At 63.1% G+C, this 13,543-nt stretch carries 12 protein-coding genes; 1 reads left to right on the top strand and 11 read right to left on the bottom strand.

Annotated elements, in window-relative coordinates; genetic code table 11:
- Nucleotides 1-116 precede the first annotated feature (116 nt).
- The 6 genes from KFO72_RS38590 to KFO72_RS38615 form a co-directional block, all read right to left on the bottom strand.
- On the bottom strand, nucleotides 117-1,130 hold the full coding sequence (locus tag KFO72_RS38590) for a substrate-binding domain-containing protein (protein WP_225034280.1): 1,014 nt from the start codon (nucleotides 1,128-1,130) through the stop codon (nucleotides 117-119).
- Between the two features lie 36 nt (nucleotides 1,131-1,166).
- Nucleotides 1,167-2,279, bottom strand: a complete 1,113-nt coding sequence (locus KFO72_RS38595; RefSeq protein ID WP_225034281.1) for an ABC transporter ATP-binding protein — start codon at nucleotides 2,277-2,279, stop codon at nucleotides 1,167-1,169.
- 10 nt (nucleotides 2,280-2,289) lie between these two features.
- Nucleotides 2,290-3,198: a carbohydrate ABC transporter permease gene (locus KFO72_RS38600; RefSeq protein WP_060602888.1), complete on the bottom strand. Its 909-nt coding sequence runs from the start codon at nucleotides 3,196-3,198 to the stop codon at nucleotides 2,290-2,292.
- Nucleotides 3,198-4,154 (bottom strand): carbohydrate ABC transporter permease, encoded by a 957-nt coding sequence (locus KFO72_RS38605; RefSeq protein ID WP_412101828.1) that lies wholly within the window; start codon nucleotides 4,152-4,154, stop codon nucleotides 3,198-3,200. Before KFO72_RS38605 ends, KFO72_RS38600 begins: the two co-directional genes overlap by 1 nt.
- Nucleotides 4,155-4,160: 6 nt before the next feature.
- On the bottom strand, nucleotides 4,161-5,405 hold the full coding sequence (locus KFO72_RS38610; RefSeq protein ID WP_054934766.1) for an ABC transporter substrate-binding protein: 1,245 nt from the start codon (nucleotides 5,403-5,405) through the stop codon (nucleotides 4,161-4,163).
- Nucleotides 5,406-5,487: 82 nt separating this feature from the next.
- The gene (locus tag KFO72_RS38615) at nucleotides 5,488-6,891 is read right to left on the bottom strand and encodes a GH1 family beta-glucosidase (protein WP_225034282.1); all 1,404 of its coding nucleotides are present in this window, start codon (nucleotides 6,889-6,891) and stop codon (nucleotides 5,488-5,490) included.
- 386 nt (nucleotides 6,892-7,277) lie between these two features.
- Between KFO72_RS38615 and KFO72_RS38620 the strand changes: the two genes are divergently transcribed.
- Nucleotides 7,278-8,471, top strand: a complete 1,194-nt coding sequence (locus KFO72_RS38620; RefSeq protein WP_225034283.1) for an acyltransferase family protein — start codon at nucleotides 7,278-7,280, stop codon at nucleotides 8,469-8,471.
- 89 nt (nucleotides 8,472-8,560) lie between these two features.
- Here KFO72_RS38620 and KFO72_RS38625 read toward each other — a convergent pair whose 3' ends face one another.
- From KFO72_RS38625 to KFO72_RS38645, 5 genes are all read right to left on the bottom strand, one after another.
- Complete coding sequence (locus tag KFO72_RS38625; RefSeq protein WP_224100513.1) at nucleotides 8,561-9,625, bottom strand: hypothetical protein; 1,065 nt, start codon at nucleotides 9,623-9,625, stop codon at nucleotides 8,561-8,563.
- A 186-nt stretch (nucleotides 9,626-9,811) separates the two neighbouring features.
- The gene (locus tag KFO72_RS38630) at nucleotides 9,812-9,985 is read right to left on the bottom strand and encodes a hypothetical protein (protein ID WP_007744500.1); all 174 of its coding nucleotides are present in this window, start codon (nucleotides 9,983-9,985) and stop codon (nucleotides 9,812-9,814) included.
- Between the two features lie 89 nt (nucleotides 9,986-10,074).
- Nucleotides 10,075-11,904, bottom strand: a complete 1,830-nt coding sequence (locus KFO72_RS38635; protein ID WP_225034284.1) for a diguanylate cyclase domain-containing protein — start codon at nucleotides 11,902-11,904, stop codon at nucleotides 10,075-10,077.
- On the bottom strand, nucleotides 11,904-13,016 hold the full coding sequence (locus tag KFO72_RS38640; protein ID WP_412101829.1) for an extracellular solute-binding protein: 1,113 nt from the start codon (nucleotides 13,014-13,016) through the stop codon (nucleotides 11,904-11,906). The genes KFO72_RS38635 and KFO72_RS38640 overlap by 1 nt, the downstream gene beginning before the upstream one ends.
- 327 nt (nucleotides 13,017-13,343) lie before the next feature.
- Nucleotides 13,344-13,543: hypothetical protein (locus KFO72_RS38645; protein ID WP_225034285.1), on the bottom strand; the 200-nt coding region annotated here is incomplete at its 5' end.

The following is a 13,543-nucleotide window of genomic DNA, read 5'->3' on the forward strand; positions in this document are numbered from 1 at the left end:
CACAGGGGCGACGCGTGAAGCTAGATAACGTAACGCGGATGCCAGCGAAAGCAAAAGCAAAAGCAAAAGCAAATCGCGAATACCAGCAAGACAAAAACCAAACCACCGGCAAATTTTCACGCCGCTTTCGGCGGCCCCACCGAAGCCCGCATCGACACCGTCACCGGAAACTCGCGAAAGATATCCCACTTCGTCCCATAGCACTGGTTGATAAGCCAGCGCACCGCATTCTGTGTGAGTTCAGCAGTCGGAATATGCACCGACGTCAAAGCAGGCGCCGAATAAGCCGCCGAATAATCATCGTCATAACCGATCACCGACACATCGCCGGGCACCGAAATCCCCAACTGCTGAAACCGCGCCAGCGCACTGACAGCCATCGTATCGTTGGCACAAAAAAGCCCCGTAAACGGCACGTTCGATTCAAGCAACTGGCACGTCGCCGCATACCCGCCTTCCGGCGAAAAGTCCGATTCGATCAACGGCACCGACTCACGCGCAATGCCGTGACGCGCCAGCTCATCGAAGAAACCGTCAAGCCGCTCGATATTGTCAGATGCCGTATAAGGCCCCGAGATCACGGCAATCTTCCGGTGCCCGTGCTCCAGCAGCGTCGCCGCCGCAAGCTCACCGCCGCGCCGATGATCCGCGCAGAACGACGCATCAGGCAACGCGTCGAACGCACGGTTGAGAAAGACCATCTTCGGATGCATCCGGTGCAACTGATCGAGATCTTCATCGTGCAGGTCGTGACTGATCACGACGACGCCATCGCAATCGCGCCCGATCAGAAACTGCACGGCTTCGAGCGCCTGCTCACGCGGCGTCGACTCGCCGCACCCCGTCGCCACCACGACGTGCCGATGCACCGAGCGCAGTTCGAGATCGGTCTGCTTGAGAATCGTGCCGTAGTACGAGCCGAAGAAGGTCGGCACGAACAGGCCAATGATGCCCAGTTGCTGCGTGGCCATCGCGCGGCCAATCGACGAAGGCCGGAAGTTGAGTTCGGCGATCGCGGCCTGCACCCGCGCCGCTGCATCCGCCGATACGGGTCCTTTGCCGGAAATGGCGCGCGAGGCCGTCGAGAGCCCCACGCCCGCCAGCTCCGCTACATCTTTGAGGGTCGCCACGGTGTCTCCGTCCGCTTGTAGTGTTGGGCGCGCCGTTCAGAGGCGCGCCCCGCCCGCCTCGTCGAACAGCGATATATGTGCGCCATCGATCGCGAACGCCACTGAATCGCCAACGGCGACGGGCGTTTTCTCCTGATCGATCGACGCTATCTGGGTGCCATGATAATCGAGCCAGATAACCCGGTGGTTGCCCATTGGTTCGATAAGCGACACTTGCCCGCGCTGATTCGAGTCCGCGCCGATCCGCACCCGCACGTCTTCGGGCCGCACGCCAAGCACACACGGCTTGCCGTAGTCGGGCTGCGCCCCGAACGCGTATTGCGACACGTCGAGATCGAGTTTCGCGCCCGCGAAGCGCACGCCCGCACCTTGGACATGCAGCGCGCCGTTCAGCAGATTCATCGCCGGCGAGCCGAGAAAGGTCGCGACGAACAGGTTCGCGGGGCGTGCATACACCTCGGCGGGCGTGCCGAACTGCTGGATCACGCCGCTCTTCATCACGGCCATGCGGGTGGCGAGCGTCATCGCTTCGACCTGGTCGTGCGTCACGTAGATCATCGTGGCGCCGAGACGTTGATGCAATTGCTTCAGCTCGCGACGCAATTCCGTGCGCAGCTTCGCATCGAGATTCGAGAGCGGCTCATCGAACAGAAACACGTCGGCTTCGCGCACGATCGCACGGCCGATCGCCACCCGCTGCCGCTGTCCGCCCGACAGCTGCGACGGCTTGCGCTTGAGTAGCGGCCCGAGTTGCAGCATGTCCGATGCGCGCGCCACGCGCCGCTCGATCTCCGCTTTCGGCGTGCCGTTGATGCGCAGCGCGAACGACAGATTGCGCTCGACGCTCATCGTCGGATACAGCGCATACGACTGGAACACGAGCGCGATGCGCCGGTCTTTCGGATCGGCCCACGTCATGTCCTCGCCACCGATCTCGATGCTGCCTTCCGTCACGTCGATCAATCCGGCAATGCTGTGCAGCAGCGTCGACTTGCCGCAACCCGACGGTCCGAGCAGCACGACGAATTCGCCTGCGCGCACGTCGAGATCGAGCGCGTCGATCACCGTGTTCGCGCCGAGCTGGATCTTCAGGTCGCGGACCGCGACGTTTGCAACGTTCGCGTTCGCGATGTTCGATACGGTAACCATATTCGCCCCTTCAACCCTTCACGGCGCCGGACGCAATGCCGCGCACGAACCAGCGGCCCGAAATGAAATACACGGCGAGCGGCACCACGGAAGTCAGGATCGTCGCCGCCATGTTGACGTTGTAGATCTTCTCGCCCGTCGTCGTGTTGATGATGTTGTTCAGCTGCACTGTCATCGGCAGGTTGCGCGTGCCCGCGAACACGAGGCCGAGCAGGTAGTCGTTCCAGATGTTCGTCACCTGCAGAATCATCGCGACGACAATGATGGGCAGCGACATCGGCAGCATCAGTTGAAAGAAGATGCGCCAGAATCCGCCGCCGTCGATGCGCGCGGCCTTGAACAGTTCCAGCGGAATGCCCGCGTAGTAGTTGCGGAACAGCAGCGTCATCACGGGCATGCCGAAGATCGTATGAATGATCACGATGCCCGGCAGCGAACTGAACAGATGCACGCTCGCCAGCACGCGCACCATCGGGTAGATCATCACCTGATAGGGAATGAACGCGCCGAGCAGCAGCACGCCGAACAACACGCCCGCGCCGCGCGGCCGCCAGAACGACAGCGCATAGCCGTTGATCGCGCCGATCACGATCGAGAACAGCGTGCTCGGCACGACGATACGCACCGAGTTCCAGAAGCCCACGCGGATGCCGTTGCAATCGAGCCCCGTGCACGCCGACTGCCACGCGTCGCTCCACGGTTGCAGCGTGAAATGCGCCGGCAGCGCGAGCAGATTGCCCAAGCGAATTTCGTCCATCGGCTTCACCGACGTCACGAGCATCACGTAGAGCGGCAACAGGAAGAACAGCGCGGCGATAACCAGAAAGCCATAGATGCCGAGCCGCGACGGAGAAAAGCGCTTCTTGCGCGCATGACGCCGCCGCGACACGCGAGGGGAAGATTCAAGCGTCGTGCTCATCACACCTCCTTGCGCGACGCGCTTCGACTGCGGGCGTAGAGGAACGGCGCCAGAATGGCGAGCGCCGTCGCAAGCAGCACGATCGACGCGGCCGACGCGAGCCCGATATTCGCACGCCCGAACAGATAGTCCATAATGAACTTCGCGGGCACTTCGCTCGCAGTGCCGGGCCCGCCCTGCGTCATCGCGACGACGGCGTCGAACAGCTTCACCACGGCGACGAACAGCAGCACGAACGCGGTCGAGACCGACGGGCCGAGCATCGGGATCACGATGCTCACGTAGACGCGCCAGCGCGGAATGCCGTCGATGCGCGCGGCCTTCCACAGTTCGTCGTCGATGCCGCGCAAGCCCGCGAGCATCACGGCCATCACGAGGCCCGACGCCTGCCACACGGTCGCGATCACGATCGTATAGATCACCCAGTCCTGATCGACGATCCAGTCGAAGCGCGCATGCGTGAAGCCCATCTTGTGCAGCAACGACTGCGCGCCGAGCTCGGGGTTGAGAATCCATTGCCACACGAGCCCCGTCGCGACGAACGACATCGCGTACGGATACAGGAACACCGTGCGCAACACGCCTTCCGCCATCACGCGCTGATCGATGAAGATCGCGAGCAGCATGCCGATCACGAGGCACGCAACGATGAAGCACACGCCATAGATCGCGATGTGTTGCAGCGACACCAGCCAGCGGTCGTTATGAAACAGCCGCACGTATTGCGCGAAGCCGACGAAATCGTTCGACGGAAACGTGCGCGAGTTGCTGAGCGACACGCGCGCCGTCCACAGCATCGTGCCGAGATACGCGAAGACGACCGTCACCATCATCGGAACCAGCGCGATCCACGCGGCGAGCGACCAGCGCTTGCCCAGCGGCCGCGCGCGGGTCGTCGCGACGGGCCTGCGGCTGGCCGCCATCTCGGGCAAGGCATGCGACTTGAGCGTGCCCATGACGTGTCAGCCCTTCAGCGCGCTGGCAAAGGCCTTTTGTGCATCGTCGACCGACTGGTTCTTGTTCCAGAAGTTCGTGATGACGTCCGTCAACGCGCCCTGCATGTCAGGCGACAGGAGCATTTCGGGGTTGGGCAACTGGCGTGACTTGTCCTTCATGATGGCGATGCCCTCCTTCGCGCACATGTCGAGCTGGCTCACGTCGACGTCGGGCCGGATCGGGATCGAGCCTTTCTTCGCGCTGAACGCGACCTGCGCCTGCGGCGAGGTCATCACCGTGGCGAGCAGGTTTTGCGCCTTGATCGCGGTGGCGTTGTCCGTCTTGGGGAACACGAACACGTCGCCTGCCACCAGATACGGCGAGCGCGGGCCGAAACCGGGGAAACAGCCGAAGTCCTTGCCGGGCGCCTGCTTCGCCGCCGAGAACTCGCCCTTCGCCCAGTCGCCCATGATCTGCACACCCGCCTTGCCGGAGATCACGAGCGCCGTCGCGTCGTTCCAGTTGCGCCCCGGCGAGCCGGCATCGACGTAATCATGCAGCTTCTTGAACGAGGCGAGCACCTTCCTGAACGCATCCGATTTCACCGCGTTCTGGTCACGGTCGCGATACACCTTCAGATACAGATCGGGGCCGCCGACATCGGCGAACACGGCATCGAACGTGATCTTCTCCTGCCAGGGCTGGCCGCCCAGCGCGAGCGGAATCACACCCGCCTTTTTCAGCTTGTCGAGATCGCCGACGAATTCGTCGAAGCTCTTCGGGTCGCCCGCAATGCCCGCTTTCGCAAACACCGGCTTCGAATAGAAGAACCACGCAGGCATGTGGATATCGACGGGCGCCGCATAGTAATGGCCATTGACCTTGATGCTGTCGAGTATCGATTGCGGGAAGATGCCGGGCCAGTTTTCCTTCGTGGCAACGGCATCGACGTTGTTGAGCAGGCCCTGATCGATCAGGTCATGAAACTGCTTCGACGTGTTGAACTGCGCAGCCGTGGGCGGATCGCCGCCGACAATGCGGTTGATCGCAGTCGCACGCGCCTGGTCCGCGCCCGCCACGGCGTTGTCGACCCATTGGCCGCCCGCCTGGTTGTACGCGTCGGCGAACTGCCGGATCGCCGCCGATTCGCCGCCCGACGTCCACCAGTGAATCACATTCGCCTTCAACGGCTCCGCTTGCGCGATGACGCCCGTGATGGCCAATGCGAGTGCGATACCGCTTCTCAACGCCCACTGTTTTCTGCTGTTCATTCCGTCTCCTTCAGGCTCGAGGCCCGATTTATCAGGTCGACTGCTTATCAGCTTCTTGTGACTGCGTGTCAGCGCGTCATGATCAGCGCTGCTGTCTGCGCGCCTCGATGAACTTCGCGATCAGCTCGCCGCTGCGTTTGACGGTGCGCTGCTGCGTGCCGTAATCGACATGCACGACGCCGAAGCGCCGCTCGTAGCCGAACGCCCATTCGAAGTTATCCAGCAGCGACCAGACGAAATAGCCGCGAATATCGACGCCCTGCTTCACGGCCTGATCGACAGCGGCCAGATGGCGCTTGAGGAACGCAATGCGCTGCGGGTCCTCGACATGGCCGTCCCGCACCTGGTCGTCCGAGGCCATGCCGTTCTCGGTGATATAGACGGGCGGCAGGTTCGGATACGTGCGGCGAAAGCCCGTCAGCAGGTCGCGCAGCCCGTCCGGATGGACTTCCCAGCCCATCTGCGTGCGTTCGACACCGGCCAGCGGCGCGTCGATGAAGCCGTGCGCGCCGTCGCTCTTCACATTGGTGCGGAAATAATAGTTGATGCCGAGAAAATCGAGCGGCGCCGCGATGGTTTGCAGGTCGCCTTCGAGCACGAGCGGCTCGGCGCCCGGCCATAGCTCCCAGAGATCGGCCGGATACTCGCCCTTCAGAAGCGGATCGAGAACCCACGCATTGTGCTGCACTTCGAACAGATGCGCGGCGCGCTGGTCCGCCTCGCTCTGCGTTGCGGCCGTACCGCGCCCCACGTTCGCCACGATGCCTTTCATCGACGACGGATCGTTCGCGCGCAGCACCTGGGTCGCCTGGCCGTGCGCGAGCAGCAGATGATGCATCGCCTGCGTCGCGTAGCGGATGTCCGCAAGACCGGGCGCATGATGGCCGTTGCCATATCCGAGGAACGCCGAGCACCATGGCTCGTTGAGCGTCATCCACGCATCGACGTGACCCGCCAGTTCGCGGCTCATCAGGTCCGCGTAGTCGGCGAAGCGATAGGCCGTCTCGCGGTTGAGCCAGCCGCCGCGATCTTCGAGATGCTGCGGCAAGTCCCAGTGATACAGCGTGACGAAAGTCTGCAAGCCCTTGTCCTTCAGCCTGCCGAGCAGCCGCTTATAGAAATCGAGACCCTTCGCGTTCGGACGCCCCGCTTCGTCCATCACGCGCGGCCAGGCAACCGACAGCCGGTACGCCTCGAAGTTGAGCCGCGACAGCAGGTCGAGATCGCTTTCCCAGCGGTGATAGTGATCGCAGGCCACGGCGCCCGTATCGCCCGCCAGCACCTTGCCCGGCGTCGCGGAGAACGTGTCCCAGATGGACGGCAGGCGACCGTCCTCGTCGACGGCGCCTTCGATCTGATACGAGGCCGTTGCCGCGCCGAGCAGAAATTCCTTGCGCCAGAGCACGGAGTCGGCGGACGGCGTAAAGGGATCGCTTTGCTGACTGTCGGACTGAACGCCGCCAGGTGTCACTGCCTCGTATGCCACGGAACCTCCTCTCGCTAAATGGTTTGATGCGTGTCTGAAACGAATCGAGCAACGAAACGAAAGCCGGAGTGGAAGCGCTTCCACATGACCTGCGCACGATATCAGCGGCGCTTTCGGCGCAGCAATCAGGGTTTGTCTGGATCGGACAAAGACCGTCAGAAATTGCCATGCAGCACGCATCGCGAGACGGCTCGCGACAGGACGTGTTTCATTAGTCGTAACAATGAATCAGTGCCTGTACACAACGCGCAACGGGGATCGCTCGGCCAATGTCTCGGTGTTTTCCGACACCTGGGGGTACAACCGGAAAGAAGGTGATGGCGGACCGTTAAACTGAACTGTCGATGCGGAAACTTTTGGCGCATCCTTTTAAGAATGAGAGCCCAATGCGAGCGACGACCACTCAGGCCAACGGCATCGTTCCTGCGCTGACGAGCATCCGCTTTCTTGCGGCGCTGACCGTCGTCCTGTCGCATTACCGCGAACTCGAACTCCTCAATACGCCCGTTTCTTTCTTCCATTTCGTCGACGGCGGGCGCTCGGCTGTTTCCCTCTTTTTCGTGCTCTCGGGCTTCATTCTCACGTACACGTATCGCGACGAACTCGCGACGCAAAGTCCGCATAACTTCTACGTCGCGCGCGTCGCCCGTATCTATCCGAACATCCTGTTCGCGCTCGCCATTGCATCCGTCACGACCGCGTACCTCGTCATCTCGCACAACGATGTGCTGTTGCTCAAGTGGTTCGCGCTGAAGACGTCGATCAATCTTTCACTGGTGGTGAGCTTCATCTGCCAGGTGTTCCTGATCACCGCCTGGTTCCCGTTCGCCGCGATCAATCAGCCGTGGAATGGCCCTGCGTCGAGCGTGTCGTGCGAGGCGTTTTTCTACGCGCTTTTCCCGTTGATCCTGGCGCGCTTCGTGAAGATGCGCGCATCGACACTCGTCGTCACGCTGATCGGCATCTGGGTCGCGCAGGGCCTGATGATCCTGTTCATCATGGCCGTGTTCCCGGTCGCGCGCAGTCACTTCCTTGCGGGCACGCTGCCGCTGTGCCGGATCGCGGAATTCATGCTGGGCATCGGCGCGGCGCTCGCATTCCAGACCTTGCGCACGCGCGGCGTGTCGATGCATGGCCGTGGCATTGCGCTGGTGTCGGGTTCCGTCGTCGTGCTGATCGTGCTCGCGCTGTGGCAGCCGACGACACCCGTGTTCTATCCGCAAAGCCCGTTCTTCGCGACCTTGATACTCGGCCTCGCGCTGCTGGAGCGCCCTGTGATCGGGCTGCTGAATCAGCGCTGGCTCGTGCGTTTCGGCGAAGCGAGCTACGCGCTTTTCCTGATTCACGTGCCGCTTGCGTATCTCGCGTGGCTGGTGGGTTTTCGTGCGAGCAACGGGTGGATTCCACTCACGTTCACGCTGCTGTTCAGCGTCATCGTGTTCACGTATTTCGAAGAGCCGATGCGGCGGCGCCTTCGCGCGCGCTTTCGCAGCAAACCGCTCGTGCCCGCAAGCGTCGTTGCGGAGACCGTGCCTGTCGATCCAACCGTGACAGTCGGGCACGGCATGAAGCCGAGCTGATCTTCCGCTTTCACCGCACCTCCTCTTCTCACACCAGACACAAACGGCGCTTCACGCGCCGTTTGTGTCTGTACGTCTGCCTTGTTCATTTACGCCCAGTGCGCCGGAATCCACACGCGGCCGATCCAGTGCCCCGGAATCCAGACCGCGGGACGCGGCCTCGGTGCGACATAGACCACATGCGGGGGCGGCGGCGGAGCGACGACTACGACATGCGCGGGCGGCGGCGGCACGACGACGGGAGCCGGCGCGACCACCACGGCGGGCGGCGGCGGAGCCACGACGACAGGTGCGGGCACAGGCGCGGCGACGACCACGGCGGGAGGCGGCGGGACGATCACGGGCGGCGGCACCACGACGGCCGCGCCGACCGTCGTCGTACCCGTCACCACCGCCGTGCCGCCCGTCGTGACGACGCCGCCATGCACGACCGTGCCGCTCGTCGTCACGGTGTTGCCGTGCGTGCCCGTCGCGCTGCCGGACGTCACGACCACGCCGGGCGCCACGCTCGTCGCACTGCCCGAGTGCGTGACTGTGCCGCCGTTGCTGCCCGTCACGGTACCCGAGCGCGAGCACGTCCAGCCGCCGCAGTTCGTCGATGCCGAGTGGTTATAGCTGTTGCCGTTGCCGCCCGTCACCGTTCCCGACGACGAGTATTGGCCCGCGCCGTTGCGCGTCACTTCACCCGACGTCGACGCCGTCCTGCCGTCCGAACCCGTCATCGTGCCCGTGTGCGAGCAGGTGCCGCTTGCGCAGCTGGTGTCGCCGGAATGTTGGACCGAGCGGCCGTTCGGTCCGTAGGCCGTGCCCGAGTTGGAGAACTGGCCCGGCGACGTGCGCGTGACGCTGCCCGAGTTGCTCGCGACGCCGCCGTACGGGCCCACTACCCCGCCCGCGTGATTGCAGGTGCCGCCGCTGCAGTAGCCGCCGTGCGCGCCGTTGTATTCGCCGCGCGACGTGTACGCGGTGCCGTGGCCGTACCAGCCGGCCCAGGCGGGCACGCTGACGAGCGAGGCGCTCGCGCCGATCACCGTTGCTGCCGCCGCCAGCGCGATGCGGCGCGACATGCGGCACGAAACGCCACGCACAGCAGATGCCGACGAGCGATTCAGCAGACCAGACAACGAAGCGAAGATGTGCGAGCGGGTTTTCACGGCAGTGTCCTTCACGGTTCGGGCCACTTCGCGTTTGCAGTGTGGCGACGGAATGAATCGTAGAAGAAACTGCCCTTCAGGTCAGTTCAAAAACTATGTCGGGAAATGTCACAACCCATGTCACGACAGGTCACGGCGGCGTGCAAAAAATGCCTGCGCCGTGACCTGCATGCATGCGACGAAATGCTATGAAGAACGGTCGCGGCCACGCGCGCGGGTCGCGCCCGTGACGACGCCGATGCCGAGCAGAATGACAGCGACGATCAACACGTAGTGCTGCGCGACGTGCATCGTGACGAGGGCCCACGACACGCCGCCAATGAAAATCAGCCAGCCGATCAGGTAAATGGCCAAGGTCATCGGATTCTCCTTTCCGCTTTGACATGCAAGCGTTTTGCAAGAACCATGCCGCGCGCAAGGCCATACGGCCCAATGCGTCTGTTCAACCCTTATGCGATGACGTCGGCGCCGTCGTCGGCGGGTTCGACCTTTTCGGATTCGCGCTCGTTCCGGCGGCGCTTGCCGCGTCCCGTCCGCGCGCGCCGTATGTCGACCAGCTCGCGATACGACACCCATGCGCCCGAGCCGCCCGATTTCGCCGCGTACATCGCGGCGTCCGCGTTAAGCAGAAGCGCTTCGGCGGAATCGCCGTCCGCCGGGAACTGGCTGATGCCGATGCTCGCGCCGACCGTCATCGGCTGGTCGTCGATCGTCAGTTCGTCGTCGAGTGTGCGCACGATGCGCGCGGCGATTGCGGGCGCCGCGTCGGCAGAGCGTTCGCCCCTGATGAGCACGATGAACTCGTCGCCGCCGAGTCGCGCAACGAAGTCGCCGCTATGCAGCACGTCTTGCAAGCGCCGCGCGACGATCGCGAGCACGTCGTCACCCACGGAATGGCCGTATTGATCGTTGATCTGCTTGAAGCGGTTCAGGTCGATGAACAGCACGGCGAGCCGCTCGCCGCTCCCCCGCGCCCGGTCGATGGCTTCTTCCAGCTTCTGCATGAAGAGCATCCGATTGGGCAGACCCGTGAGTCCGTCGTGGCTCGCCAGATGCGTGAGCTCGTGCTGCTTGCTGCGCAACTCGTCCATCTGCACGCGGATCTCGCGGCGCATGCGGTCGAAGCAGCGCGCGAGCACGCCGATTTCATCGGTGCGCCTGAGCGGCAATGCGTCCACCGTGTGCTCGGAGAAGAAATGCGTAGCGGCGTCCGCGAGGATATGCAGCGGCCGCGTCAACGCGCGGGCAAACAGAATGGCGAGCAGGATCGCGAACGCGCTGAAAATCAGCACCATCCGCACGATGCTGTTGCCGAGCATGTTCGCGCCGACGAGCACGTCGTGCAGCGGCTTGCCGAGGCCGATCACGATGAAGCGATTGCCCTGCGACTCGCCGAACGGCCGGCGCACGAACGAGAATACGTGGTTCGCCGCTTCGTTCGGTTGCGTGAGACCGTTCAGCAGCACGGGCTGGGTCGACTGCTCGAACAGCGCTTTCGTCGCCGCGAAGCTTTCCTGCATGAACACGCGCCTGCCCTTGTCGAAACCGAACGTCAGCGACGAGTCGGGATGCACGAGAAAGTCGCCCCATTCGTTGGCCAGATAGACCTGATAGTCGGCGGGCAGATCGGCTTGCGAGAGCCGCAACAGGCTCGCGAGATCGACGTCGATCACGACCACGCCGACCACGCCGCCGCGCGCGTCGGCGACGGGCGTGCCGACCCGCAGCGTCGGCTTGCCTTCCGCCGCGTGCGCGCCGTGCTCGTGATTGACGGCAATCGGCGAAATATAGATACGCCCCGGCCGCAGCGCGAGCGTATCGAACACATACGCGAACTGCCCTTTTTCCTGCAGCGCGCTTTCCTGCACCCGCACCGTGCCGCCCGATTCGCGGTCGATGCGAATCAGTTCCAGCCCATAGTGATTGCGCGCGATGAGCCTGACCTGCAGATACTCGGGATGCTGCGCAATGAAGCTCTCGAACACCTGCGCGAGCCGGTCGCGCGTCGGGTTGTCGACGGACCTGCCGTCGTCGTCGCGGGCGACGGTTGCGGCCGACGGCATGGTGGACAGCACCAGGGCGTCCGCCGCGATGTCGTTGATCGCCATCGTGAAGCGCTGGCCGAGCAGTTCCGTCGACGTGAGCAGGCTGCGCTCCGCTTCGTGCACGAGCATGGTCCGGTTCGCGCGATACGCGTAATAGCCCGTCGTGCCGGACGCGAGCACGCCGATCAGCGCGAGCAGCACCGAGAGCTTGAGGGTGAGCCCGTGGCGCATCATCAGAAACGCTCCGGGCGGTCGCCCGATACGATGCGGCTCCACAGCGCCTCGCGTCTGTCGATGTTCTCGACGGGCTCGATCCAGAGAATGTGGCTTTTGCCCGTGCTTTCGGGCGGTTCGGTGAGCGTATTGGCGAGACCCTGGCGCTGCGTCAATAGCCGGCTGACATCCGGCTCCAGCATGTAGTTGATCCATGCGAGCGCGAGCGGCCGGTTCGCCGCCGCGCTCGTCATCGACCAGCAGTCGAGCCATGCGAGCACGCCTTCGTCGGGAATCACATAGCCGACGTCGGCGCCCGCGCGGCGCAGCAGTTCGAGTTGCTGCGTGCCGTAGTTGCCGAACATCAGCGCGACCTTGTGCTGCACGAAGAACGCGGCGGCCTCTTCCGGAAGGTTGTAGTAGGTCAGCAGATTGCGCCGCAGATCGATCAGCTTGCGGGTGATGGTCTGCATCTGTGCGCTGTTCAGCTGAAACGGGTCCGGGTAGCCGAGCGCGAGTGCCGTGAACGAGAAATTGTGCTGCGCGCTGTTGTAGTCGAGCACCTTGCCGCGATAGCGCGGATTCCACAGTTCGTTCATCGAATGCGGCGCGACGCTGACCTGTCTGCGGTCGTAGATGAGGCCCATCGTCGAATAGGTGAACGGAATTGCGTAGACGGCGCCTTGCTTCGTCAGTCCGGCGATCGACGACAATGCGCGAAAGCGCGGCAACTGACGCTTCGTGTTCGGCAGGCTGCCGAGGTCGAGCGGCGCGAGCAGATTGTCGTGTGCGTAGCGCTGGATTTCAGCCGTATTCGCCGCGAGCACGTCGAATTGCGGTGTCTTGCCTTGATGCATCTTGTCCCACAGCGCCTCATCGGAATCGATCAGCGTGACTTCGACTTTCGCGTGATACCGGCTCTCGAAACCTTTCACGACGTCGGGGTCGGCATAGCCCGGCCATGCGAGCACGCGCAGCACGTTCTCGGCCGCCGACGCGTGCGCGATCAGCATGCAGCAGCCGACAAAAAGGATGACTGCGTCAAGGAAACGATTGGGACGGGCGGCCGCGTGCGCGATGCGGGCAGACATGCCGCGTCGCCAGACACATGCATTTGAGTAGCACCACCGCATTTCGTCTGTCCTTATTGCGATCCGACTTCAATGCACTTCAACGCGCTCACTTGGGCAGCATCGGCTCGATGGCGGGGATGCGGCCGCCACATACGAGGGAAACGGCGTTCGGTCGCTGGCGAGGGACGCGCGACGCTTTTCTTCGGGAGAAGGAACAGCAGTCTAGCGGAATCGCGCGCGTCAAAATATACCCTGTTGTGGTCTGTCTGCAGATAACGGCCTGCAGGGCCGCTTCTTTAACGATTGGAGTGCTTGTACTTTTCAAATCGTGTTTCGGGAAATTACCGGGGGAAAGGAGAGGTGTTCGCGGGGGTTTTTTTGCGTGTTTCAAACTGGTGTTTGGTTTTTGGTTTGCTTTTGCTTTTGCTTTTGCTTTTGCTTTTGGTTTGGTTTTATGTGTGTGCTGGAAAGAGGTGGATCACGGGCGGCTTTCGCGGCGCGGCGGGTTTTGGTCTTGGTTTTGGTCTTATGCCTTTGCGCTGGCATCCGCGTTACGTTAGCGTGCTTCACGCGTCGCCCCTGTGCGG

Origin of the sequence: Paraburkholderia sp. XV (assembly GCF_020177535.1) — a bacterium.
Lineage (GTDB): Bacteria > Pseudomonadota > Gammaproteobacteria > Burkholderiales > Burkholderiaceae > Paraburkholderia > Paraburkholderia caribensis.

Bases quoted from the DNA above. Each gene is read 5' to 3' on its own strand.
- KFO72_RS38595 (WP_225034281.1), bottom strand. From the start codon at position 2,279: ATGGTTACCGTATCGAACATCGCGAACGCGAACGTTGCAAACGTCGCG.
- KFO72_RS38600 (WP_060602888.1), bottom strand. From the start codon at position 3,198: ATGAGCACGACGCTTGAATCTTCCCCTCGCGTGTCGCGGCGGCGTCAT.
- KFO72_RS38605 (WP_412101828.1), bottom strand. From the start codon at position 4,154: ATGGGCACGCTCAAGTCGCATGCCTTGCCCGAGATGGCGGCCAGCCGC.
- KFO72_RS38610 (WP_054934766.1), bottom strand. From the start codon at position 5,405: ATGAACAGCAGAAAACAGTGGGCGTTGAGAAGCGGTATCGCACTCGCA.
- KFO72_RS38620 (WP_225034283.1), top strand. From the start codon at position 7,278: ATGCGAGCGACGACCACTCAGGCCAACGGCATCGTTCCTGCGCTGACG.
- KFO72_RS38630 (WP_007744500.1), bottom strand. From the start codon at position 9,985: ATGACCTTGGCCATTTACCTGATCGGCTGGCTGATTTTCATTGGCGGC.
- KFO72_RS38635 (WP_225034284.1), bottom strand. From the start codon at position 11,904: ATGATGCGCCACGGGCTCACCCTCAAGCTCTCGGTGCTGCTCGCGCTG.
- KFO72_RS38640 (WP_412101829.1), bottom strand. From the start codon at position 13,016: ATGCGGTGGTGCTACTCAAATGCATGTGTCTGGCGACGCGGCATGTCT.